General features: G+C 69.3%; 18 protein-coding genes. 10 read left to right on the top strand and 8 right to left on the bottom strand.

Annotated features, from left to right (window positions below; genetic code table 11):
* Positions 1-12: 12 nt before the first annotated feature.
* Positions 13-933 carry an AfsR/SARP family transcriptional regulator gene (locus A3CE_RS0130550; protein ID WP_084641840.1) on the bottom strand — a complete coding sequence of 307 codons (921 nt, stop codon included), beginning with the start codon at positions 931-933 and terminating at the stop codon, positions 13-15.
* Positions 934-1180: 247 nt separating this feature from the next.
* Between A3CE_RS0130550 and A3CE_RS0130545 the strand changes: the two genes are divergently transcribed.
* The 4 genes from A3CE_RS0130545 to A3CE_RS56785 all read left to right on the top strand — a co-directional run bounded on the left by A3CE_RS0130545 (position 1181) and on the right by A3CE_RS56785 (position 4143).
* On the top strand, positions 1181-2134 hold the full coding sequence (locus tag A3CE_RS0130545) for a UbiA family prenyltransferase (RefSeq protein WP_169524029.1): 954 nt from the start codon (positions 1181-1183) through the stop codon (positions 2132-2134).
* 13 nt (positions 2135-2147) lie between these two features.
* A complete protein-coding gene (locus tag A3CE_RS0130540; RefSeq protein WP_026469031.1) occupies positions 2148-3212 on the top strand; it encodes a sensor histidine kinase in 1065 nt (354 codons plus the stop codon).
* Positions 3209-3868, top strand: a complete 660-nt coding sequence (locus tag A3CE_RS0130535; RefSeq protein ID WP_020643901.1) for a response regulator — start codon at positions 3209-3211, stop codon at positions 3866-3868. The genes A3CE_RS0130540 and A3CE_RS0130535 overlap by 4 nt, the downstream gene beginning before the upstream one ends.
* Positions 3869-3963: 95 nt before the next feature.
* Positions 3964-4143, top strand: coding sequence for a hypothetical protein (locus A3CE_RS56785; RefSeq protein WP_125591605.1), 180 nt, complete (start codon positions 3964-3966; stop codon positions 4141-4143).
* A 58-nt stretch (positions 4144-4201) separates the two neighbouring features.
* Here A3CE_RS56785 and A3CE_RS0130530 read toward each other — a convergent pair whose 3' ends face one another.
* Both A3CE_RS0130530 and A3CE_RS0130525 read right to left on the bottom strand, forming a co-directional pair.
* Positions 4202-5677, bottom strand: coding sequence for a hypothetical protein (locus tag A3CE_RS0130530; RefSeq protein WP_020643900.1), 1476 nt, complete (start codon positions 5675-5677; stop codon positions 4202-4204).
* Positions 5678-5680: 3 nt separating this feature from the next.
* On the bottom strand, positions 5681-9436 hold the full coding sequence (locus tag A3CE_RS0130525; protein WP_026469030.1) for an ACP S-malonyltransferase: 3756 nt from the start codon (positions 9434-9436) through the stop codon (positions 5681-5683).
* A 272-nt stretch (positions 9437-9708) separates the two neighbouring features.
* Here A3CE_RS0130525 and A3CE_RS0130520 point away from each other — a divergent pair, with 272 nt between their 5' ends.
* Positions 9709-10905, top strand: a complete 1197-nt coding sequence (locus tag A3CE_RS0130520) for an MFS transporter (RefSeq protein WP_026469029.1) — start codon at positions 9709-9711, stop codon at positions 10903-10905.
* 343 nt (positions 10906-11248) lie between these two features.
* Here A3CE_RS0130520 and A3CE_RS0130515 read toward each other — a convergent pair whose 3' ends face one another.
* Positions 11249-11509, bottom strand: a complete 261-nt coding sequence (locus A3CE_RS0130515) for a hypothetical protein (RefSeq protein WP_020643897.1) — start codon at positions 11507-11509, stop codon at positions 11249-11251.
* Positions 11510-12279: 770 nt separating this feature from the next.
* Here A3CE_RS0130515 and A3CE_RS0130510 point away from each other — a divergent pair.
* The 3 genes from A3CE_RS0130510 (at position 12280) to A3CE_RS0130500 (ending at position 15379) form a co-directional block, all read left to right on the top strand.
* A complete protein-coding gene (locus A3CE_RS0130510; protein WP_020643896.1) occupies positions 12280-12618 on the top strand; it encodes a helix-turn-helix domain-containing protein in 339 nt (112 codons plus the stop codon).
* Between the two features lie 408 nt (positions 12619-13026).
* Complete coding sequence (locus A3CE_RS0130505; RefSeq protein WP_026469028.1) at positions 13027-14514, top strand: non-reducing end alpha-L-arabinofuranosidase family hydrolase; 1488 nt, start codon at positions 13027-13029, stop codon at positions 14512-14514.
* A 91-nt stretch (positions 14515-14605) separates the two neighbouring features.
* Positions 14606-15379, top strand: a complete 774-nt coding sequence (locus tag A3CE_RS0130500) for a phosphatase PAP2 family protein (RefSeq protein WP_020643894.1) — start codon at positions 14606-14608, stop codon at positions 15377-15379.
* On the opposite strand, the gene A3CE_RS59640 is transcribed toward A3CE_RS0130500, so the two are convergent.
* From A3CE_RS59640 to A3CE_RS51840, 3 genes are all read right to left on the bottom strand, one after another.
* Complete coding sequence (locus A3CE_RS59640; RefSeq protein WP_026469027.1) at positions 15316-15531, bottom strand: S26 family signal peptidase; 216 nt, start codon at positions 15529-15531, stop codon at positions 15316-15318. The two genes, A3CE_RS0130500 and A3CE_RS59640, sit on opposite strands and share 64 nt — an antisense overlap.
* A gap of 396 nt (positions 15532-15927) precedes the next feature.
* Complete coding sequence (locus A3CE_RS0130490; protein ID WP_020643893.1) at positions 15928-16323, bottom strand: Imm7 family immunity protein; 396 nt, start codon at positions 16321-16323, stop codon at positions 15928-15930.
* 5 nt (positions 16324-16328) lie between these two features.
* Complete coding sequence (locus tag A3CE_RS51840; protein WP_125591607.1) at positions 16329-20546, bottom strand: restriction endonuclease fold toxin; 4218 nt, start codon at positions 20544-20546, stop codon at positions 16329-16331.
* Between the two features lie 271 nt (positions 20547-20817).
* Here A3CE_RS51840 and A3CE_RS51835 point away from each other — a divergent pair, with 271 nt between their 5' ends.
* A complete protein-coding gene (locus A3CE_RS51835; protein ID WP_020643891.1) occupies positions 20818-21348 on the top strand; it encodes a hypothetical protein in 531 nt (176 codons plus the stop codon).
* A 275-nt stretch (positions 21349-21623) separates the two neighbouring features.
* Here the strand turns inward: A3CE_RS51835 and A3CE_RS0130475 are convergent, their stop codons facing one another.
* On the bottom strand, positions 21624-22373 hold the full coding sequence (locus A3CE_RS0130475; RefSeq protein ID WP_020643890.1) for a TetR/AcrR family transcriptional regulator: 750 nt from the start codon (positions 22371-22373) through the stop codon (positions 21624-21626).
* 108 nt (positions 22374-22481) lie between these two features.
* Between A3CE_RS0130475 and A3CE_RS0130470 the strand changes: the two genes are divergently transcribed.
* Positions 22482-22688: a 4-oxalocrotonate tautomerase family protein gene (locus A3CE_RS0130470; RefSeq protein WP_020643889.1), complete on the top strand. Its 207-nt coding sequence runs from the start codon at positions 22482-22484 to the stop codon at positions 22686-22688.

Genomic DNA, 22688 nt, shown 5'->3' with positions numbered 1-22688 from the left:
CGCCGGGACGGCTCATCGACGCGGCCGGGCGGTCCACGACGCGGGCCGCGCACCGGGAGGGCGCCTCGACCGCGGTGCCGGGCAGCGGCGCGCGTCGTCGGTTCGTGTCGTCGTGGGTTGCGCCGCTCGGAGCTCACCCCGGACCGCCCTGGCGAAGATGCGTCGGGTGGTCTCGGTCGGGGGCGCGTCCAGGTCGTGCCGCAGCCGTCGCACGCACATCCGGTGCCAGTTGCGCACCTGACCGAGTTCGCCGCGCCTGGCGTGCAGGACCATCAGCGTCTGGTACACCTCCTCGTGGTACGGGTCGATGTCCAGGATCCGGTGGCACAGCTCGATGGCTTCGGCATAGTCACCCCGCCGCAGCGCGTCGGCGCGCAAGCAGGTCAGTGCGTAAAGCGCCCTGGTCCGGTAGTACTCCCGCTGCTCCTCGACCCAGTCCCCGGTCTCCCCGGCCAGGAAGTCACCGGCGTACAGCTGCGCGGCCCGCCGGTAGCAGGCCACGGCCTCGGCTCGCGCGCCCTGTGACTCCGCGGCGTGGGCTTCGCGCATGGCACTGTCGAACCGGTCGACGTCCAGCCACAGATCGGTCGCGTTGAGCTGGTAACCGTGCGCGCGGCAGACGATCTCGACCGGCCGGTGTCCCGGTGCCTGGTCGAGCGTCCGGCGGACGGCGTGCACCGCCACCTTCAGCGAACTCGTCGACGGTGACCACGCGCCACCCGGCCACAACGTCTCGAACAGCTTCTCCCGCCGGACGATCCGGCCACGGTTCAGCAGCAGGTACTGGAAGAGGTTGCGCGCTTTGCCCGCGTGCCAGCTGATCACCGGCTCGCCGGCCAGGGACACCTCGAAAGCGCCGAAACACCGGACCACGACCGCGGTATCATTGTCCCGACCACGCAGGCCCGTTGACTCCGTATCGTCGTCTTGCATGATGTCATTCCCCTCAGACCGCCGAGAACCGATACCCCCGTGAACGATTCCACGCTAGGTGGCCGTGATCCGCCGCTCAATCCCCGGCCCGCCAAGGAGGAACCAGCTCGGGACGATGGTCGCGCGGGCATGTCACGAACGTCGTAGCCCGCTTTCCGCCTCCGGCAATGTCCTCCCCGCTTTTCCTCACCGAGAATCTCCATTGTTCGTGACATTCCGAGGGATACCCGGCCGAACGGAGGTGCCGATGACGTCGACGACCATGCCGAGTGGTTCGTTCAATTTTCCTTCAGCCCGGTCCGCCTGCACTGTGCTGCTGCGCCGGCTCCGCCTCGCGTGGCGGGAGGCGCGGCCCGTGGTCCAGCTCATCTTCCTGCTCCGGTTCGCCGCGGGCGCGGCGCTCGGGGTGGCCGGCAGCGTGTACGGAGCGGTGAACAGACCCGCGCTCCTCCTGGCCGCGCTCGGCTGGCTCGCGACGACGTGGGCCGTCTACCTGCTGAACGGCGTCGCGGACGTCGTCGAAGACCGCGCCAACGGGCAGGCGCGCCCCATCGCGCGGGGCGAACTGTCCCGGCGGCCGGCGGTCGCGATCGTCTGGGCGTTGTCGGTGGCCGCGCTCGTGTTCGCGGCGGCGGTGTCGTCGACCCAGGTCCTGTTGACCGCTGCGATGCTCGGGGTCGGCTGGGCCTACTCGCTGGGGCCGTGGCCGCTGAAGGCGAACCTGGCCGGGTTCGTCGCGGCGGTGACCGCGCTGGGCGTGCTCACCTACCTGGCCGGCTGGTCGGCGGCCGGCGGCGGGCGGGTGACCGAACCGGTGTTCCTCTTCGGGCTCATGATGTCCCTGTGGATGGGACTCGGCGGATCGACCAAGGACCTCGCCGACGCGAAAGGCGATCGGCTGGCCGGCCGGAAGACCCTGCCGGTCCTTCTCGGTGATCGCCGGGCGCGCGCGGTGATGGCGATCGCGGCGAGCGCGGTCGGCTGGACGTTCGCCGTTCTGTGCGCGATTCGGGGGAATGGAATACTCCCCGCGGCCGTAGTGGTGCTCGCCGGTTCGGCAGCGCTTTCCGGCACGGTGCTCACGTCGTCGAGCCGCGGCTCCCGGTCCGCGCAACGCCGTCCTTATCGCGTGTTCATGGTGACCCAGTACTGCGCCCATCTCGCGCTGTTCGGTTGCCTTGGGCTGACTTCGCCGTTGTGAGACAATTCCCGGTGTGGCCGATGAGGACGTGATGTTCCCCGCCGCCATCCGGCGGGAGACCGTGCGCTCGTTCCATGATCACCTGCAGGCGGCGGGCAATCGCCTGGCCGATGTCCCGGAGGCCACCGCCCAGTTGCTGCGCCAGGCGGAATCCGTCCTCGAGGACGTCGAAACCGCGATCGCGGGCACCCCGCCGCCCGCGGACGAGGGGGAACGGCTCAGCGCGGAGATCGGCGCCAGCCGGGCCAGCCGGGGCGTGCACCCGATCGAGTCGGCCCACGCCGCGGTGACGATGTACCGGGTCCTGCTTCCGGTGGTGCTGGAGCGGACCCGGCTGCGCGACCGGGAAGAGACCGCGCTGCTCACCGCCGCCGGCGCGCTGCAGGAGTCGATCATGCACCGGGTCGGGATCGGCGCGGTGTCCTACGCCAGCTTCCTGCTCGGCAAGGTGAACCACTCGCACCGCGACGAACGGCGCCGGATCGGCCGGGAGCTGCACGACCGCGCCGCCCATTCGGTCGGCGTGGCCCTGCAGGACCTCGAGCTGTACGACGTCTACGCCGACACGGACCCGATCCGCGCCCGGGCGCGGATCGGCACCGCCCGCACCGCGTTGCGCGAAGCCCTCGACTCGATCCGCGGCCTCGCCAGGGAACTGCGGGAGTCCGCGGTCGAGATCGGCGGCCTCGCGAAGGCGCTCGACGACTACGTGGCCACCCGGGTCCCGTCGTGCATTCGCACCACGGTGTCGGTGACCGGCGACGAGCACCTGCCGGACGAGGTGTGCGAGGAGCTGTACATCGTCCTCCGCGAAGCCATCCGGAACGTCGTGCTGCATTCGGGCGCGCGCACGCTGGAGGTGACCGTCACGGTGGCCGACGCGGCGGTGCACGCGACCGTGCGGGACGACGGGCGGGGGTTCGACCTCGCCGCCGCGCTCGCCGCGCGGTCGGGTGTCGGGCTGTCGTCCATGCGTGAGCGGCTCGAGCTCCTGGGGGGCACGTTTTCGATCACCGCCACCCCGGACGTGGGAACGGAGATCTCGATCGTGGTCACCCACCTCGGAGCTCATCGATGACCGGCGCGCGCGAGCCGAAGGTCACCATCGTCGTCGCCGACGACCACACCCTGTTCCGCCAGGGGCTGCGCGAGCTGCTGTCGACGGATCCGGAGTTCGACGTCATCGGCGAGGCCGCCCACGGGGACGAGGTCGTCACGCTCGTCCAGCGGCACCGGCCGAACGTCCTGCTGCTCGACGTCGAGATGCCCGGGCCCGGCGCGAAGGCGGTGATCGAGCGGGTCCGGCGGACGTCCCCCGACACGGCCGTGGTCATCCTGACCATGCACGACGCGCCCGCGCTCGTGCGCGAACTGCTGGACTACGGCGCGGCCGCCTACCTGGTGAAGAGCATCGCCCGCGACGAGCTCATCGCCGCGATCCGGTCGGTGAGCCGCACCAGGGACAACGTGCTGCTGTCGATCCCGCGCGCGACGATGGAGTCGCTCGAGCGGCAGCAGGAGCAGCGAACCCTGCTGTCCGAACGGGAGCTGGAGGTCCTGCGGCTGGTCGCCGCGGCGATGAGCAACGCGCAGATCGCCTCGCGCCTGTTCATCAGCGAGGGCACCGTGAAACGGCACCTCACCAACATCTACGGCAAGCTGGGTGCGGTGTCCCGCGTCGACGCGATCAAGAAGGCGGTCCAGGCCCGGCTCATCGAGGGCCTCGACTACTGACCGAGTGTCCACTGAGGACTCACACATAACCGTGGCGTAGCCGTCGCCTGTCATTCTCCGGGTATCGAAAACCCTCGACATCACCGGAGGTTCCGATGGCAGCGATGTGGGTCGACTCGGCACCCCAGCCGTGTCCGCGCTGTGCGCGGTCGACGGTGCTGGCCACGTTGCGGTGGCGGCGGCAGTGGGTGCACGTGGGCACCTGGCGGCCCGAGTGCGAGCGAAGTCCCGCACCGGCGGTTTCGGGCGGTGCCCTCGCCGCGGCAACCAAGTGACGCACGAAAGACGAAATCCCCGGCCACCAGGTGGCCGGGGATTTCTCGCTTTGTCGCTTCAGGACGCGAGCCGGAACCGGAAGTTCCGGAACAACTCCGTCTCGGCGCGGTCCCGTCCTCGCAACCGCAGGGCGTAGCTGACCAGCGCGTGGTCCAGCATGGAGAGCCGGTTCCCTTCTTCCCGGCCGCCGTCGGACAGGTGGTCGACGACCCAGGCCACGGCCGAGCGGCCGCCGTACCGGGCCGACGGCACGTAGAGCCGGTCCACCGCACCGATCTCGCCCAGCATGTTCAGCGCGTAGCTGAACGGGTAGGGACGGTTGGCCCGGTCCAGGTCGGTCCGGTCCAGATCGGGGTAGGAGCCGGCCAGGCGGTCCAGCCCCCGTGCGGTGATCAGGTCCGGCCGGCCGGTCACCATGGCCGTCTCGATCATGTAGGGGTAGGCGATCCCGTTGCGGAAGAAGTTCGCGCCGGGATCGGCCTGATCCCACTGCCCCAGCACGTCTTCCACGAAGGCGTCCAGGTCCGGCACCTCCGCGGACAGGCGGCCCAGGTTGTGCAGCGCCACGAGGTAGTACAGCGCCATGTGGGTCCGCTCCACCGGGTCGATGCGGCCCAGGAGGTCCTTCGCCTCCGCCAGCCGGTCCTTCCGGTAGGTCAGGTACTCGGCGCGACCGGACATCGCGATGGCGTTCAGCATGGTCAGCAGCGGGTAGATCTTCCCGAACGCTTCGGTCATCGGCTGCGGGAAAGCCGGCGGGAGGTTCAGCTCGTCCGCGCGGTCGAGGTGGTCCAGGACCTCCTTCAGGTAGTCCCGGGGTCCGTCGAAGAGGTACCGGTCGTACCCGAGCAGCGAGACCACCGAGAGCAGCATGGATCCGCCGCGCCCGCGGAAGAAGGGCGCGGGGATCCGTTCCAGGAGGTCCAGCGCCTCGCGGACGTGGTCGCGTTCGCCGGTGACCAGCCGGTCCGCCAGGCCCAGCTGCCCGAGAGCGAGGAAGACCGCCGTACACGCGGAAAGCCGCTCGTAGTCGCCGTGCCGTCCGCTGTTCTCGTCCTTGATCCGGTCCGGCCGGATCTGGTCGGTCGCGGCGAGGATCTCCGCCGGGAAGTCCATCCACTCGTTGACCAGCAGCTTGTGGTCCAGGCCGAGCTTGGCGAACGCGTCCATCAGGATGCTGCCCGCCGTGACGCGGTAGTAGGGGTTCTCCTCCGACCGCACCGCGTCCACAATGGACCCGACCGCCGAGCCGACGTCGACCCGCGAAAAGTCCGCGGCCGGGTCCGCCACGTTCAGGATCAGGTCCGCCAGCAGCCGGGAGAACAGCGTGTAGGAGTTGGCCGGCGGTACCTTGGCCGCCAGCAGGTCGAACGTGTGCCGGATCCGTTCGGCGGCGACGGGGTCGTAGCCGATGGGGTACTGGCCGAGCCCGATGCCGCGCACCATGCGGCTCCACGGCGTCGCGATCATGCGGGACTCGGTGGTGAGGTCGTCCAGTCCTGCCACCGGCAGGGCCGGCGATGCACTGGTCATGGGTCAGCCCTCCTCCTTCTGCCGGGCGTGCGGGTGCCCGGTGGTGTGCCGTGCGTTGACCGCCGGTCGGGTGCTCGGTCGCGGCGAGCGGGGAGTGTGCTGTCCGGGCACCACGCGACGACGGGTGTGCCCGGCGGACGTCGTGCGCCGGTGCGGACGCTCCAGGTGAGCCAGCGACGGCACCGGCACCCCCAGGAACTCCGTCCGCTCGCCGGTCAGCAGCTGCAGCGCCCAGTTCAGCCACTTGACGCCCTCGCAGTAGATCGCCACCGGCCGGCGCTGCGCCTGGTAGGTGTCGGTCAACGTCCCGTCCAGCTCCGACTGGAAGTGGAACGGCGGCATGGCCGTGAAGTGGGTGCCCATCATGAAGACGAACCGGATGAGCCAGTAGGGATCCTTGAGCTGGCGCGATTCCGGGTCGTCCCGGTGCACGGCCGCCATCACGGTGGCGAAGTAGTCCTCCATCCCGCGCGGCGCGGCCGGGTCGACGTCTTCACCCCGGGCCACCACGTCCCGCACCCCGTAGGACTTCTGGTACGGGTTCCCCGCCACGAAACCGATGTCGACCCGGGGCGTCCGGCCCGCGCCGGTCCTGACCCGCAGGGTGAACTGCTCGTAGTGGATCTCGTCGTAGTGGCCGATGGAGTTGTGCCACGGCTTGTTGTCGTACATCGCGTCGTCGCGCGTGTCCCGGCCGTCGCTCTTGAAGCCGATCGCCCGCGGGTCCAGGAACCGGATCCCGACGGACTCCGCCGTGATCGCCGCCAGCGCCGCGTCGATCTCCTCGCGGGGAGCGCCCTGCTCGATCAGCCACTGGGCGTGCAGCAGCGGTACGGAGTTCTCGACCTTGATGTTCTCGGTGTTCGTGTCGCCCATCACCAGGGAGTGGAACCGCGGCTCCAGGATCCGGAGGTACTCCGGGTGCGCCCGGAACCGGGCCAGCAGCGCCGGCGCGTTGAGGTAGCTGACGCCGTCGATGACGATCCGCTCGGTGTCGAGCAGCTCCGGGGTGAAGGTGCGCGGCGCCGTGCGCCGGCACAGGGCCAGCCGGTCCTCGATCTTCCGGAAGTACGAGACGTCCAGGGTCTCGCCCGGCGCCGGGACGCGGTTCACCGTGTGCACTTCCCGGTTCAGCACCCGGAAGATCTGCTCGTAGAGGCGGGCGACCACCGCCGGGGGCGGCGAGTTCCGCTCGACGAACCGGCTCACCTCCTCACCCGGGACGTAGCTCATCTCGTAGATGACTTCCTTGCGAGTGGTCGTGCCGTCCGTCCGCAGGTGCGGCGGAACCGGGATGACCCGCTCCTGGATGTCGTACACCTCGGGGAAGTACCGGCGCACGGACTCCGGCAGGGCCTGCAGGTACTCCGCCTGCTTCCGGGCCTTCGCGAACGGCGGCAGCATCACGCCCCGGCCGTCCGGGTTCCAGCTGACCGTGGTCAGCGCCTCGCTCAGGACCTTGCGGACGGTGGTCCGGTCTTCGCCGTCCTTGCGCAGGAAGATCGTCATGGACTCGCTGCCGCCGTTGCCGAAGCCCAGGACGCGTTCGCCGATCTCGAGGTAGGCGTTGACGGTCCCGCTGAGCACCCGGCGGCTCTGGGCGTAGCGCAGCACCTTCTCGTTCTCCACGGTCATGGACAGGAGGCAGTGGTCCTCGAACTCGTCCAGCGCCGCGTTGACGCCCGTCGTCCGGACCTCGGCCGGAGAGGAGATGGAGATGACGTCGGCCCGGTGTGGCCCGGCGTCGACCCCTTCGAATGCGGATCCGAGCGCCAGGATCCGGCAGTTCCCGTTGAGGTGGATCCGCCGGGGTCCGGTGTCGAGAGCGCCGTCGAGGAAGACGCCGCGAGTGGCGGCCGCGACGTCCTTGGCGGACCACAGCGGGACGCCCGCCGGGGAGACGAGGGGCAACTCGGGAGAGGTCAGCGAGGACACCACGCGGTCCAGGGCGGCCTCCAGGTCGAGCCCCGTGCCGAATTCCCGGTACAGGTCGTGGAGGGCCACGACGTCGGCCGGCGGCGCCGCGCCCGACGCCGCCAGGGCCGCCAGCCAGCCCACCGGGTCGCTTCCCTCGAGGTAGCAGTCGTTCTGCCGGAACAGCGCCGGCCGGTCGTGGCGGAGCGCCTGGAAGAGGGCCTGCTGCCGCGGGATGGCCGCTTGGCTGTGGTAGGCGAGCCGGTCGAAGTGGACGACCACGACCTCGTGCCGCCCGGTCGTGGCGAGCTTCCGGTCGGTGACGCGGCCCGCCCGGTCGACCAGCCTGAGCTCGGTGTAGACCTCGCCCGGCCGGTCGCCGGTGAGCTCCTTCTTCAACCGCGCCCGCAGCACCAGCTCGCCGTCGCCGGCGTCGATGTCCGCGCGGTGCCGGTGGGTGTGCTGGAAGACCTCGAGGAGTTCGTAGAAGGCCGGTGCGGCGTCCCGCCTGGCGCGGAACATCTCTTCGGTGATGACACGCCGCATGTTCTGGAAGAGGTACTCCTCGCCGAACCGATTGCCCGATGTCAGCCGGAAGAGGTCGCGGAGCGTGTCGAGGTGCCGGTCGTCGAGGCGGTCGCCCGACTCGCGCAGCTTCTCCAGCTGGGCCAGCAGGACGTCGACCTGCTTGACCACGCGGAGCACCGGGTCCGTCGGGTCCCCGGTGTAGGCGGTCACGGGTGCGGCGATGTCGTTGTCATTCAGCAGTTGCACGGATTTCTCCCCCAGTCCCAGCTCCACCACCAGCTCGGGGTGGAGGTCCGCCAGCGTCGCCGCGGTCTCCCGCGACGCCATGACTTCGTCGGTGATCGCGAGGATGCCGGTGCGGACGTCCTCGGCCGTGGTGAGCAGCCCGGCACCGTGGTTCGAGACCACCGGGGTGTGCGGCGCGTGGAACACGATGCCCTTCGCGTCCAGGAACCGGCCGAGTGCTTCGCGTACGCCGCCCATCCGGCCGGAATGGGCCAGGAAGTTCGTCGGTTTCTTCAGCTCCTCCGCCCGCACCGCGGGGAACCGGGCCATGAGCTCGTCGAAATCCGCTTTGACGCCGCGGCGGACGTACACGTTCGTCTGCCGGTCCGAATAGAACTTGTGGATTTCGACATCGACCTTCGGGAACTCCTTCCCGATTTCACCGAGGGTGCCGGCGAGTTCTCCGGGGTCCCCCTTCAGGGCGACGACGTGGAACGGTTCGGGGACCAGTTGCCGGCCGCGCAGTGATTCCGGGAGGTACGCGGCGACCTCGCGGGCGACCGGTTCGTCGGGAACCGCCCCTTCGGCGGCCACCAGCATCAGCGGCGTGAAAACCCGCGCGATCTCGACGCCGTCGCCGACGGACAGCGCCCCGCTCGCCACGGCCGACGTGATGATCCCGAAGCTCTCCCCGGTGTAGGCCACGAAGTGCAGGGGGACCCCGCTCTTCGCCGCCGTGTCCCGCAGGTGGGCTTCCAGTGCCAGGCTGTGCACCAGGATCGCCGCGCCGAGGAAAGCCTGCTGCGCCAGTCTTTCCGCCGGCAGGTTCTCCGGGATCAGCAGGAGCTTCTCCGGGCGGCCGGGGACGCCGAACGCCTGCGCGGCCTGCCGGTAGACCTCGCGCACTGCCGGGCTCCCGGAATCCAGCAGGTGACGGCCGAGGTCCTGGTACGCGGCGCGGCTGCCCAGACCGGGGAAGACGCCGGCGACGGGGTGCTGCCGGGATCCCGGCGCGCGTTTCCGCGTGGGGGGATCGGTGCGCCCGCAGAACGGGAGCACGGTCGAACGTGAACGGGAAGGAACCACTTTCATCGCCTCTCCCTGAGTTGTCCGGAGTTTGTCCTCGACGGGAAACGGGAACCGTCGCACTACCGCCCGACGGTGTCGCGTGGTATCGAAAGTAGGAGCGCCGGGCATCGGGCTCAAGCGAGTCAGCGCTGGTAGAGCCGATGAGACAGGCCGCACTGTTACGAAGGTCGTAGTGACGATTACACCTACGTAGGCGGTGCCCGTTCCGGTGTCCGCCTACGCTGAAGCCGAGGTCATTCACCCACGAGGCGTGCACAGTTGAATGGAGGGTAGTCATGCCTATCGGGCTTCTCGCCTTGGCGCTGGGAGGCTTCGGCATCGGGCTGACCGAGTTCGGGATCGTGGGTCTGCTTCCCGAGGTGGCGGCGGACTTCGGGGTCACCGAGCCGGTGGCCGGGTACCTGGTCTCGGGTTACGCGCTCAGCGTCGCGTTCGGCGCGATCGCGCTGACCCTGGCGATCACCCGGTTCGACCGGAAGAAGGTACTGCTCGGGCTGATGGTCCTGTTCATCGCGGGCAACCTGATCTCGGCGGTCGCGCCGGTCTACTCGGTGATGCTGCTCGGCCGGATCGTCGCGGCCCTGTGTCACGGCGCGTTCTTCAGCGTCGGCGCGGTGGTCGCGTCGGAGATGGTCCCGGAGAACCGGAAGGCGAGCGCGATCGCGTTGATGTTCGGCGGCCTGACCGTGGCCAACGTGCTCGGCGTCCCGCTCGGCACGCTGCTGGGCCAGCAGCTGGGCTGGCGTTCGACGTTCTGGGCGATCACGGTCATCGGCGTCGTCACCTTGGCCGGCATCTGGCTGCTGGTTCCGCAGCCGGAGCCCGTCGGCCGGACGAGCCTGCGCGGCGAGCTCGGCGTGTTCCGCCGGCCCCAGGTCTGGATCTCGGCGGCGATCACCGTGCTGTCCTACGGCGGCATGTTCGGCGCGTTCACCTACATCGCCTTCACGCTCACCGAGGTCAGCGGCTTCGCCACCACCACCGTGCCCTGGCTGCTGGTGCTGTTCGGGGTCGGCATGTTCGCCGGCAACTTCCTCGGCGGCAAGGCGGCGGACCGGGCACTGGACAAGTCACTGCTCGTGATCTTCACCCTGCTCACGGCGGTGCTGGCGGTGTTCGCGCTGACCGCGCACAGCCAGGTCCTGACGATCATCTCGCTGTTCTTGATGGGCACCGTCGGCCTGGCCGCCGCGCCCGGCCTGCAGCTGCGGATCATGCGCTACGCCGAGGACGCGCCGACGATGGCCTCCGGCGCCAACATCGCGGCCTTCAACATCGGCAACGCGCTCGGCGCCTGGCTCGGTGGCCTGGCCCTGGCCGCCGGACTCGGGTTCGTCTCGCCGCTGTGGGTCGGCGCCGCGGTCAACGTCGTGGGCCTGGCCGTCCTGATCGCCGGATCGGCGGCGGCGCGCCGGCACCACCGGCACCTCACGGAGACGTCGCAGGAAACTCGCCACGCCGTCACCACCTGACGCCGTCCGCACACCGAGCCGGACGCCCGCTCCCCGGCAGGGAGCGGGCGTCCTGGCGCGCACGAGGCTCGCCGCACATCGAACTCGCGGGCGGGGCGGGGATCAGCCGGCTCGGACCCCTGCCTCGTTCCCTTGTGCCTGGCCGATCAGCCGATCATCACAGCGGGATCGCGGGTGCTCGGCGGGGGCTCGTAGTCGTGCCCGAAATTCCACCGGGCCATGCCGTCGCTGCAGCTCCCGGTGGTCACGTGGCTGCCGTATCCCCACCCGATGTCGCGGAGGCAGCCGCCGAAGGCGACCGAAACGCCGGCAGCTCGCCCGCAGCCTGATCGCTGCCGGGTGGTCAGGCGCCAAGGCGGCTGTAGAGCCGGCTGGCCAGGGACGCGGCGAGCCGGTTCAACGCACCCAGCGGATCGAGCTGCGCGAACTGCCCGAGCAGCTCCGCCGCCGCGTAGGCCTCGGCTTCCGACAGCAGCGCCGCGCACCGCTCGCGCCGTCCCCGCTCCAGCAACCGCGTCAAGGCTTCGGCGTACTCGCCCATGTCCCGTACCCCGACCAGGCCGTACCGCTCACCGAGCGGATCCTCCGTGACCTCGTCACTCATGGTCGTGCACCCCCTTCCTCCACCGTCCGTCCGACACGCCGCAGAAAATCTATGGTGGCTGGAGTAGACATCCCCCAGCGGGTGTGTGTAGTGTTCTTCTCGTAGCGAGAGAGACAACGTCAAGCAGGCGCGGGAGAGGACGTAACTACCCGCGAGGTGAGACAAGACGGTCAGGCAGTGCGGAGCCGATCTGGGAACAAGGTTTCGGCTGGTGACCGGGAGCAGTACTCCGGGACCGGGTTGTGAAGAGGTTTGACCAGGTAGTACCGGTCCGGAGCGGAAGTGCAGGAAGCGGGCGGAGCACGTGCGCCCGTGAAGATCAGCAGTTGTGGTTGTTGTTCGTGCAGTTCAGTTGTTTGCAGTTCAGGTGCAGGACCGGTCAGGTGGCCGGGGCCGATCAGTGGACAGGGCTCCGGGCAGTGACCAGCGACGTCAGCGTGCTGGGACCGATCAGTGGAAAGGGTTCCGGTCGTGACGCTCGCAGCAGGTGAAGTAGAAGTACCCAGTAAGTGGAAAACACAGGAGAGAAGGGATCGGGAGCATCATTGGATCGCCCGCAGCGGCTGGGTAGCGCCGCGCGGGTGCCGCAGTCCCATCGAGTTCGGAGGTGGTGCTCGGTCACGAATGAGCGATCCCCGCGGATGCCGGCTTTCGGCCGGACGCGGGTGCAGGACGCCGGCGGTCGCGCCGGTTGACAATGGTGAAACCCAACCCTTGAGGACCCCGGGTGCCGTCGCGGCACCCGGGGTCCTTTGTGATGTGGAGGTGGAATGATTCCTGACCAAGAAGGACCGGCCACGCCGAGCGGGGCCGGCAAGTTCGACGACGAGCACTACCCCGGCTACACCATGGGCCGGGCCGCGGACATGCTCGGTACCACCCAGGGGTTCCTGCGCAGCCTCGACGAGGCCGGCCTGATCACCCCGGAACGCTCCAGCGGCGGGCACCGCCGCTACACCCGGCACCAGCTGCGCCTGGCCGCCCGCGTGCGGGAACTGGTCGATGGGGGCACCGCCGTCGACGCCGCCTGCCGCATCGTCACCCTCGAAGACCAGCTCCACGAAGCCCAGCGCCTCAACCGATCCCAGCGCCTCGACACCGTCGACTGACTCGGCACGCGGCATCCACGCCGCGTGCCGATATCGTCGCCGGCCCTCGCCCTGATCGGTTCACCCGTCGTCGCGGCCTGGCCGGCCACCTCTCGCGCCAGGGCAGGTCAGCGCCCCGGTCCATTTCCGAATCTTATTCATATTCTCGGAGATCTCGCCGACGCGTAGCACGCCGGACTTCCTTCGAAAACCTTCCCGTTACATCTTGACGCCGCCGACGCCGTCGTTCACAGTCCTCGTGGTGCGTTCAGTCGCACCGCTGAACCACTCCCCCGTCCCTCATACCCCTTGCCTGGATTGCCGTCGGAAGTGTTAGCGCTAACAACTCCTCGCCTGGACTGTTGTGTCCGTGCGTGGGTGTCGTCGGGATCCGCAGCGTTGCGGCCCCTCCTGGAAGGAAAGATGCTCATGTCGGTTGGGTTTGCGAGGACCGCGAGGCGGCGTCGCCGGTGGCAGTCCGGGTTGGCGACCGCGGCGGTCATGACGGTTGCGGGCGGGCTGCTCACGGTGGCCCCCACCTCGGCGTCGGCCGCCACTGTGGACACCAGCGCCTGGTACGTGCTGCTGAACCGCAACAGCGGTAAGGCCCTCGACGTCAACGGTGCGTCCACCGCCGATGGCGCCGGCCTCATCCAGTGGACCCGCACCAATACCACCAACCAGCAGTTCCAGTTCGTGGACGCCGGCGGCGGCAACTACAAGCTGCGCGCGCGGCACTCCGGCAAGCTCGCCGACGTGCAGGGCGCCTCGACCGCCGACGGCGCCCCCGTGGTGCAGTGGACCGACAACGGCGGGGCCAACCAGCAGTTCAGCCTCGCCGACTCCGACAGCGGGTACGTCCGGTTGGTCAACCGCAACAGCGGCAAGGCCCTCGACGTGCAGGGCGCCTCGACCGCCGACGGCGCCAGCGTGGTGCAGGCGAGCAGTGCGGCCGGCAACGATCAACAGTGGCAGCTCGTCCAGGTCGACGGGGGCAGCGGCACCGGCACCTGCGCGCTGCCGTCGACGTACCGCTGGTCGTCGACCGGCCCGCTGGCGAACCCGAAGTCCGGGTGGGTCTCGCTCAAGGACTTCACCAACGTCGTCTACAACGGCAAGCACGTCGTCTACGCCACGACGCACGACACCGGGACGAACTGGAAGTCCACGAGCTTCACCCCCTTCACGAACTGGTCCGACATGGCCACCGCGAGCCAGAACTCGATGTCCTTCGGAGCCATCGCGCCGACGCTGTTCTACTTCGCCCCGAAGAACATCTGGGTGCTCGCCTACCAGTGGGGCGGGCCGGCCTTCTCCTACCGCACCTCGAGCGACCCCACCAACCCCAACAGCTGGTCCTCACCGCAGACGCTGTTCACGGGCAGCCTCCCCAGCGGGGCCCCGATCGACCAGACCCTCATCGGCGACGACACGAACATGTACCTGTTCTTCGCCGACGACAACGGCAACATCTACCGCGCCACCATGCCCATCGGGAACTTCCCGGGCAGCTTCGGCGCGAGCTACACGAAGATCATGAGCGACACTCCCCTCAACCTGTTCGAAGCACCCGAGGTCTACAAGATCCAGGGCCAGAACCAGTACCTCATGATCGTCGAGGCGCGGGGGACGAACGAGCGGCGCTTCTTCCGCTCGTTCACGGCCACGAGCCTGGGCGGCACGTGGACCCCGCAGGCCGCGACCGAGAGCAATCCCTTCGCGGGCAAGGCCAACAGCGGCGCCACCTGGACCAACGACGTCAGCCACGGTGACCTGGTCCGCACCAACCCGGACCAGACCAAGACCGTCGACCCCTGCAACCTGCAGTTCCTCTACCAAGGACGCGACCCCGGCTCCGACGGCACCGACTACGGCCTCCTGCCGTACAAGCCGGGTGTGCTGACGCTGCAGCGTTGACCCGGTGAGTGACGCAGGGCGGGCTCGGTGCAAGCCGAGCCCGCCCGCTCGCGCGGAAACCCGGACGGTGGTCTTCGGCTAGGGTGACCGCGTGCGGATCCGGGCAAGCGCGCTCATCCGGGGTGTCGGCGGGCGACCCGCCGTGCTCGTCGAACTGCTCCTTCTGCTGCTTTGGTTTCTGCTCTTCGCGCGTCTCGATGCCGCTGTGGGCAAGGACTTCGCGGCCGCCACCGCCAACGCGCTGGCCCTCCAGTCCACCGAACACGCGATACACATCGACATCGAACGCAGCGTAAACGGCCGGCTGGCCGGAAATCCGGTTCTGTGTCAGCCGGCGGTGTACCTGTACCGGCTGTACTACGTCGTCGTCGCCGGTGTGCTGGTGTGGGTGTTCGTCCGGCACGCCGGCGTCTACCGCCAGGCCCGCCGGACGATGGTCGCGATGATGGCCCTCGTCCTGCCGGTCTACTGGGCGGTGCCGATGTCGCCACCGCGGTTCGCGCTGCCGGGCGCCGTCGACGTCGTTGCCCGGTACGACTTCCTGCACCTGGAGAGCTGGACGCGGCCCACCCACTACACGGCCATGCCCAGCATGCACGTCGGCTGGTCGCTGTGGTGCGCGTACGCCGTGTGGTCCGCGCTGCGGGGCACGCATCCGCGCCTGGCACTGTTGGCGTGGTTGTTCCCGCTGCTCATGGCGGCCGACGTGCTCGCCACGGGGAACCACTACGTGCTCGACATCGCGGGCAGCGTCACGCTGCTGGCCGTCTCCGTCGTCGCCGCGTCGCTGTGGGGCCACCGTCACTCACGGGACACGTGCCGCACCACCACGCCGACCAGCCTGTCCCGCGGCACGAACCCGTAGTGCCGGGAGTCCCAGCTGGCCGGCCGGTTGTCACCCAGGACGACGGTGCAGCCGGGCGGCACCACCGTGCCGGCGAGGCCGTGGACGTCCGGGTCGGCCCAGCTCGGCGGCATGCGGTCGCCGGATACCGCCACGACGCGTTTGAGCAGCATCTACCCCCGTCGGCGCTCCGCTCGGCAACCGCGGGTAGCGCAGCAGGGCTACCTGGCCACGCCGTGGGCGGCGGGTCCGGCGCACCAGGACCCGGTCGCCGGACCGCAGTCCCGGTGCCATGCTCGAACCGTCCACTGTGGTCAGGATCAGGCCGCGGCGGACAACGACGGCGCAGCCGGCAGTCCGGCGGCCGGCAGTCCGGCGAGGACGAGCCCTTTCACGGCACGGTCTGGTAGCCGAGCTGGACCTGCACGAAGGACGCCGCCTCGGCGCGGCTGCGGACGACCCGAAGCATGTCCTGCCACCGGGGCGCCCGCCATCGCGAGTTGCCCCGGTCTCCTCACCGGGGCAACCCGTCCACCACCCACGGTAACCGGACTCGGAAACCCTCCGGCTCAATCCTCGATGACCGGCCTGACCGGGGAGAGGAACGGATCCAACCGCTCGTGAAGTTCACCACGCGCCATGACTCGCACCCGGAAAGCGCCGGGACCTGGCGGAGTATCCATGTCGTCCGACCGTTCGTACAACATGCCCCAGGACCCGGGGAAACGCCGAGCGACGTACTCCAAGAGCTCGGTCAGTTCGCGCTCTTCATCCCGACGTCGGTTCGGCACACCGTTCACCAGCAGGAAGTGCAGACCGTTGAATACCTTCAGCTCCGCTTCGCCCGAAGACCAGTCGATGCCGGATATCTTCACACGAAGCTCGGCCAACAGGCCGTCAAATTTCTCCTCCTCGATTTCCTCCGGAGTTTCCGCAAGCCCGAACCAGCCATGAAATTCATACAATCAAATCACCCGAGCGGTCCGATGTCGACAACGTAGTTGACACCATACCGCTCCCCGTACTCCGCCAGCTTTGCGATCACCTCGGGATCCGGCGGTCCTGCGAAGTGGAAGTAGGGAGTTCGGCCGGCCCGGATGGCGAACGCGAACGTACTCTTGGCCTGCTTGCGCCAAGAACTGCCGATCTGAAGCCCGGCCGGCTTGCTTTCCGCTATATAGGTGTCGCTGACCACGTCGATCTCCCGGCCCTTGGGGTCGTTGGCGAACTTGACCCGAGAGACACCACCAATCTTCTCCGCCAATGCGTCGGCGGCCGGATCCGGTTTGTTGTTCTTGATGAGAGCGCCCAGTCCACCATTGATACAGCCGTTTCCATCGTCGTTGTGCACAAGGACCGGCACACCACCGGCCTCGACATAGTACGTGTGCACGCTGTTGATGGTGAGGTTGTACGTACTGCCGCTACCGACGTAACGACGGTTCCCGACGACGGCGACGTGACCGCCGTGAGGGCTGTCGAGCTGCGTACCGGCGGCCAGCGCCGCGGCGGGCGTCCAGGCGTGAGCGGTGGTGTCCCAGAACAGGTGGTAGGCAGTGACGGTGATGCGCGCGGAGCCCTGTGGGGTGGCCACGGTGACATCGTCGAAGTCGGTGTCATCAGCGGTGACGTGCACCGCGTCGACGGGGTGCTGCTGGAGCACCGGGCTCCCGGGCTCGGCGTTGGCGACGCGGTCTCCCGTCCTGACGTCCTCGATGGGCTTGCTCGTACCGTCCGCCATCAGCACACGAGTACCCGCCGCGAAACTGTTGCCCCGGCAGATGATCCCGCCGATGTCTTCGGCACTTTCGGTTATCTCGGCGAACTCTGCATCAGTTTCCAGGGCCAGCCGTTCCATCTGACCGAGTTCGGCGTTGATTTCGGCGCCGAGGACCTCGAAGGCGCTTTTGCCTTCGGCCATGGCTTCCGCGATCGCGGCCGATGTCTCGAGACCGTCGACTGCTCCGAGTTCGGCACCGGCGCCTCCGAGCAGTGCGAGGACGTCGCAGATGCCTTCGCAGGCTGCAGTGAGGAGGGTGATGCCGATGAACAGGAAGATGTCGTTGACCGGGTCCCCTCCGCCGTTAGGCAGGCCGTCGGGGTACCGGGCTTGGAAGTTGGCGTTGAAGAGGTTGTACGGCTGTAGACACAGGTTCTCCTTCAAGCCGCTGCCGTGGGGATTGAGCTGGTGGCAGAGATCCTGCAAGTGGTGCAGGATGCGGTCCTTGTCCGCCTGGGTGCCGGTGAGCAGGAGAATGCAGTCTTCGGTGCTGTAGCCGGCCAGTGACGACGCAGGTCGCATTGCGGGCTGACACGCTTGCTTGCGCTGTTCGATGACCTGTTGCTTCTCGGTCTCGACCTTCCTGGCAACCGCTTCCCAGGCGGCGTGTGCGGCATCAGAAGCTTCTTTGGCGCTCTTGCCGGCATCGACGGCGGCGTTGTACGCATCGTGCGCGTATTTCGCCGCGTCGCGGGCATATCCCGCAGCATCCGCCGCCGAGTGGGCGGCACTGGCCGCGGAGCGGCCGGCCCTGTCGGCGGCGGCGGTCGCGGAGGCCGCGGCCGAGGCGGCCGTGTTCGCCGACGCCTGCGCCTGCTGCGCGGACGCGGCGGCACGGTCGGCGGCGGCCTGGGCCTGGTTGGCGGCATCGGCGGCCCGAGTGGCGGCGATGCCGGCTTCGTCGGCGTAGTGCGTTGCCTCCTCGGCGGAGTTGCGGGCGCGCGCCGCGGCGGCCTGGGCTTCGTTGGCGTCGTGGGCGGCACTGGCCGCGGCGCTGGTGGCTTGCGCGAGCAGGCTCTCGACAGCGTTGTTGTGCGCGGCGGTGTTCTGATCCCGTCGGGCCGCGGTGAACTGGCCGACGGCCAGGAATTCGCGCGTCAGCGTCGGCGGACCGTCCAATGCGGCCTGTGCGCCTGCGACAACCTCACGAGCCCCGGCCGCGCGGGCGGCCGACTGAACCTGGGCGACCTTCACCTTGTCGTCGATCTGCAGGGAAACGTATTGCTCGGTGTCGAGGAAGTCGCGCAACGCCTTGTCGGTCCCGGCGTCCAGCGCGGTTTGGCCGTGCTGGACGACCACGGTGCGGCCGGCCGCCCTCGCCGCGGACATGATCTGGCTGACCTGCAGGGTGTCATCCTGCAACCGGCCCGGGTAGTCGCGGCTTCTCAGGAAGTTCCGCACGTCGGTGTCGGAGCCGGCGAGCGCGGTGGTGGCGGCCGTCTTGAAGCCGGCTGTCCCGGCGTCGGAAAGCTGCTTGAGGATGACGCGGTCGTCCTGCCCCGCGGCCGCGTTCAGGCCGGTGGTGATGAAGTCGACGACTTCGTCGTCGGTCGCGGCGACCGCGGTGAGCGATGCTGCCTTGACCCAGGAACCACCGGTGTCCGCCAGCTTCAGCGCGACCTTGCGCGCGTCACTGATCACGGTGGCGCGCGCGGTGCCTGGGGCGGTCGCTTCGGCGATGAGGCGGTTGGTCTCCGCGTCCCAGATGCTGGCCTGGTCCAGGTCCCATCGCGGCGTGATCCGCCGAGCGGCGTACGCCGCCGAGGCCGCGAAGGCCGCGTCGTCGGCCTGCTGCCCGGCCAGCGCGATCCGGTCGTCGTCGGCTTTGCCCGCCACCTGGGCGATCTGCGACGCCTGCTGTGCCGCCGTCCCTGCCGTCGTCGCCGCTGCCGTCGCGGCATTGGCGTGGTCGGTGGCCTTCCGGGCCGCATCGGCCGCGTTCCCGGCGAAGACCGCCGCGTCGGCGGCGGCGTTGGCGGCCGCCGTGGCGTTGGCCGCGGCGGCGTCGGCGGCATCCGCGGCCTGGCCCGCGGCGGTCCCGGCCTGATCCGCCCACGACTGGCTTGCCTGAGCCGCGGCAACGGCGCGCGCGGCCTGTGCCCGCGCCTTGGCCGCGGCGGCCTGTGCCTGCCGGGCGTCGGCGCCGGCGGCCGCGGAGGCATTCGCCGCGTCCGTCGCCGCCTGCGCCGCCGTGCGCGACTGGTTCGCCGCGTCGGTGGCTGCCTGCCCGGCGACCTTGGCCTGCTGTGAGGCTGTCCGGGCGGACCGTGCGGCATCGGCCGCTGTCGTCGCGCTCTGAGCCGCGTCCCGGGCGGTCTGGGCTGCCGCGTTGGCATCCGCCGCCTTTGTCCTGTCGCCCAGCGCCGCGGCGGCGGCATCGTAAGCGTGGGACGCGGCCTTGCCTGCTTGCGAGGCGGCGGTCGCGGCTCGCGACGCGGCGACTGCCGCGGTGTGCGCGGCGGCGGTAGCGGCGTTGGCCGCGCCGATCGCCCGGCGCGCGGTGATCGCGGCCTGGTCGGCGGCGTATGCGGCACGGTTCGCGGCATCCGTGGCCTCACCGGCGTTTCCCTGCGCCGCTGCGGCCGCATCCTTCGCTTGCTGAGCCGCCTTCTGCGCGGCCGCGGCCTCGGTAACGGCTCGGTCCGATTCCGCCTTCGCCTGCTGCGTCTGAGTCGCTGCTTGTTCCGAAGCGGCTTTGGCCGTCGCCACGAGCTGGGCGATGGAAGCGGTTTCCGCGTCCCGCGCTTGTGCGACGGGCAAGTCGATGGTCAGGAACTGGTTCAACGCGTCGAGGGTCCCCGCGTCCAGAGCTTGTTGACCTGCCCGCTTCACCTCGGGGCCGCCGGCCGACCGCGCGCGGCTGACCTTCACCGTCTGGTCGATCTCGAACGGAACCTGCCACCCGGAATCGAGGAACGTCTTGAGCGCGTCGTCGGTACCGGCGTCGAGTGCCTGCTGTCCCGCTTTCCTGACTTCCGCGCCACCAGCCGACATCACCTGGCTGACACGCAGGCTGAGGTCAACCCCGTGCGGCGTTTCCCAGCCGGCATCCAAGAACGTCTTCAGCGCGTCGTCGGTGCCCGCGTCCAACGCCTGCTGGCCGGCCGAGCGGGTCGCCGGGCCACCGGCGGACATCATCCGGCTGACTTGCACGCTCCGGTCGATGGATACATCGGTGTCTTTCAGCGTGGTCAGGAACCTGGTCACGTCCGCGTCCGTGCCCAGCAAGGCCAGTTCGGCATCGCGCTTCGTGGCCGGGCCGCCGACTCGCCACAGCAGTGCCACTCGCGCCCGATCCGAGCCGGCCGCCGAGGACGACGTGGTCTGCGCCAGTGCCGGTCTGGCGGGAGAAGCGACCGCGGAGGCAACCGGGACGGCGACGCCCCCGGCAGCCAGCGCAACGGTCATCGTCATTGTCAGGGCAGCACGAAACCCGAGTCTTGCCGCACGCATCTGAGTCCCCCTCGATCGACCGGCGCGAAAATTCGCCCCGACGTAAATCGCGCGTCAGAACATTTACCGGGCACCCCCAGAACGGTCAACCGCCATTGTGACGTGATCGAGATCACAATGCCAACTCCGGCATAGGCTGCCTAATCTCGCGCTGCCCACATCATTTCGCCATCAGTGTCCAGATTGGGCGATACGTCGGCTTTTTGTCATCTTGAAGGGGGAGTCCATGCGCCGGTTGAACCGGATTTTTCTCAGCACCGCGGCTGTCGCGGTCATCACCGCGGCCACGACGAGCATCGCGGTCGTCCCGGCCCACGGTGCCGCGGCAGCGGACGAGCCGCCACCCGTCGTGGAGGACTACAGCTACCCGGGAGCGGACGTGATCTTCGCGAACGACCTCGTGCAGCTGATCAGCGGCGACGGCCACATTCTCTACAAGCCGTGCCCTGCGGCCGAAGCACCGGGGCTGATCATCGTGCGAAGCAACGACCTCATCGGCTCACGGCGCAACGGCAGGGTCTGCTTCGAGGTCACCGGCGCAGTCGGCCACCTGACGCTGAAGATTCCGAACGTCTACGCCGTTCGAGGCGACGGCACCACGACGACCGCCGGCCACAAGCTCAGGGCCGAGCTGACCACCAACGCCGGCGCGCACTCGTCGGTGGACGTCGACCCGAACTTCGACACGGAAGTCGGCATCGCCGCCACCCCGCCCGGCGACCCGACCACACTGCTGCAATTGGACGCATCACGCTGAGCCGGCTGCCACGTTTTCGCGGCCGCAAGCACACCGACGTCCCTTTCCCGAACGGAGAACTTCTGCAGACAAGAGGCCACTGAGGTCTCCGTGGCGCTTGTCCGACGGGACGAATAGAGAAACCGACGGGCCGGGGCCTTTCCCGGCCCGTCGGCCCGTTTCGCGAAAGGCGATGTCCTCGTCCATGGCCAGGACGTCGACACTCACGGACGCAGGCTTGCAGATCCCGTTCGACGAACCGTGCCACGGTCGGCGCCCGGGAACGGCGGGGCGATTCAGCCCGGCTGGTCCAGTCGTTCGAGCCACCGATCGAGCAACGCAGTCTCGGCCGGCTCCAGGTTCTCCGTGCCACTAAGGGAAAGCCGGTAGCGCAGCTGCCGCGCGGCCGCGCCGACGGGGTCGGGGCCCGGCCGGGTGTCCGCGTCGGTGAGGACCGCCGCGAAGACCGCGTCTCGGGCGCGCTCCGACAACGCCGGGTCGTCGTAGAGGGCCGGCTGGGCGATACGGCCGAGGGCCACCCCCACGTTCGCCGACAAGATCAGCTGGGCCGCCTGACGTGGTGTCGTGCGCAAGGCCCCAGCGGCGGCGCATCGCACCAGCGTTGCCTCCAGCAACTCCAGGATGCGCCGGTGCGCCGTCGACGCCGCCTGAGGGCGGGGGGCGAACATCAGCTGGTACAGCGCCGGGTTCCGGTCCGCGAACGACATGTGGTCGGCCCAGCCCACGTGCAGGTCGGCCACCGGGTCGTCGGTGACCTCCAGGGCCTGCTTGCGCCGGGCGTACCGGTCGAAGCCCGCGTCGGCCACCGCGTCCAGCAGGCCGCGCTTGTCCCCGAAGAGCCGGTAGAGGACCGGCTGTGTCACGCCCACTTCTTCGCACACCGCGCGAGTCGCGATGTCGCCGTCCGCGGAGCCCGCCAGTTGCCGCTCGGCCGTCTCGACCAGCGCCGTACGTACCGTGACGTCGTCGGCCGGGCCTACCGCACCGCGACGGCGACGACGGGCCGTCTCTGTCTCAGACACCATGAATCGATGATACGACACCGCGCTAGCGTCGATTCGGGCTCCGTGCTACGGTCGTCGTATCGTCGAAACGAACGATGAATATCACCGCTACTGGAGCAAGGGAACGACATGCCTTTCGCCAACCTGAAGGTTCCGGCCGACACCCTGACGCCGGAGTCGAAGAAGAAGCTCATCGACGCCGTCACCGACGCCTACGCCGATATCTACGGTGAACGGGCCCGCGCGACGACGCTCGTGCTCGTCGACGAAATCGCCGATGGTGGTTGGGGCGTGGGCGGGAACGTCCTGACCGCCGAGATGCTCGGCCGCAGCTGA

The sequence above is a fragment of the Amycolatopsis balhimycina FH 1894 genome (genome assembly GCF_000384295.1).
Classification (GTDB): domain Bacteria; phylum Actinomycetota; class Actinomycetes; order Mycobacteriales; family Pseudonocardiaceae; genus Amycolatopsis; species Amycolatopsis balhimycina.
Note: the sequence above shows the minus strand (reverse complement) of the source record. Positions and strands in the feature narration are given on the sequence as shown.

What these genes read in the sequence shown, in the direction of transcription:
- A3CE_RS0130550 (WP_084641840.1), bottom strand. Translation starts at nt 933, where the DNA reads ATGCAAGACGACGATACGGAGTCAACGGGCCTGCGTGGTCGGGACAAT.
- A3CE_RS59640 (WP_026469027.1), bottom strand. Translation starts at nt 15,531, where the DNA reads ATGCTGCTCAAACGCGTCGTGGCGGTATCCGGCGACCGCATGCCGCCG.
- A3CE_RS0130505 (WP_026469028.1), top strand. Translation starts at nt 13,027, where the DNA reads ATGTCGGTTGGGTTTGCGAGGACCGCGAGGCGGCGTCGCCGGTGGCAG.
- A3CE_RS0130530 (WP_020643900.1), bottom strand. Translation starts at nt 5,677, where the DNA reads ATGACCAGTGCATCGCCGGCCCTGCCGGTGGCAGGACTGGACGACCTC.
- A3CE_RS51840 (WP_125591607.1), bottom strand. Translation starts at nt 20,546, where the DNA reads ATGACCGTTGCGCTGGCTGCCGGGGGCGTCGCCGTCCCGGTTGCCTCC.
- A3CE_RS0130470 (WP_020643889.1), top strand. Translation starts at nt 22,482, where the DNA reads ATGCCTTTCGCCAACCTGAAGGTTCCGGCCGACACCCTGACGCCGGAG.
- A3CE_RS0130475 (WP_020643890.1), bottom strand. Translation starts at nt 22,373, where the DNA reads ATGGTGTCTGAGACAGAGACGGCCCGTCGTCGCCGTCGCGGTGCGGTA.
- A3CE_RS0130515 (WP_020643897.1), bottom strand. Translation starts at nt 11,509, where the DNA reads ATGAGTGACGAGGTCACGGAGGATCCGCTCGGTGAGCGGTACGGCCTG.
- A3CE_RS0130520 (WP_026469029.1), top strand. Translation starts at nt 9,709, where the DNA reads ATGCCTATCGGGCTTCTCGCCTTGGCGCTGGGAGGCTTCGGCATCGGG.
- A3CE_RS0130545 (WP_169524029.1), top strand. Translation starts at nt 1,181, where the DNA reads ATGACGTCGACGACCATGCCGAGTGGTTCGTTCAATTTTCCTTCAGCC.
- A3CE_RS0130535 (WP_020643901.1), top strand. Translation starts at nt 3,209, where the DNA reads ATGACCGGCGCGCGCGAGCCGAAGGTCACCATCGTCGTCGCCGACGAC.
- A3CE_RS0130525 (WP_026469030.1), bottom strand. Translation starts at nt 9,436, where the DNA reads ATGAAAGTGGTTCCTTCCCGTTCACGTTCGACCGTGCTCCCGTTCTGC.
- A3CE_RS51835 (WP_020643891.1), top strand. Translation starts at nt 20,818, where the DNA reads ATGCGCCGGTTGAACCGGATTTTTCTCAGCACCGCGGCTGTCGCGGTC.
- A3CE_RS56785 (WP_125591605.1), top strand. Translation starts at nt 3,964, where the DNA reads ATGGCAGCGATGTGGGTCGACTCGGCACCCCAGCCGTGTCCGCGCTGT.
- A3CE_RS0130510 (WP_020643896.1), top strand. Translation starts at nt 12,280, where the DNA reads ATGATTCCTGACCAAGAAGGACCGGCCACGCCGAGCGGGGCCGGCAAG.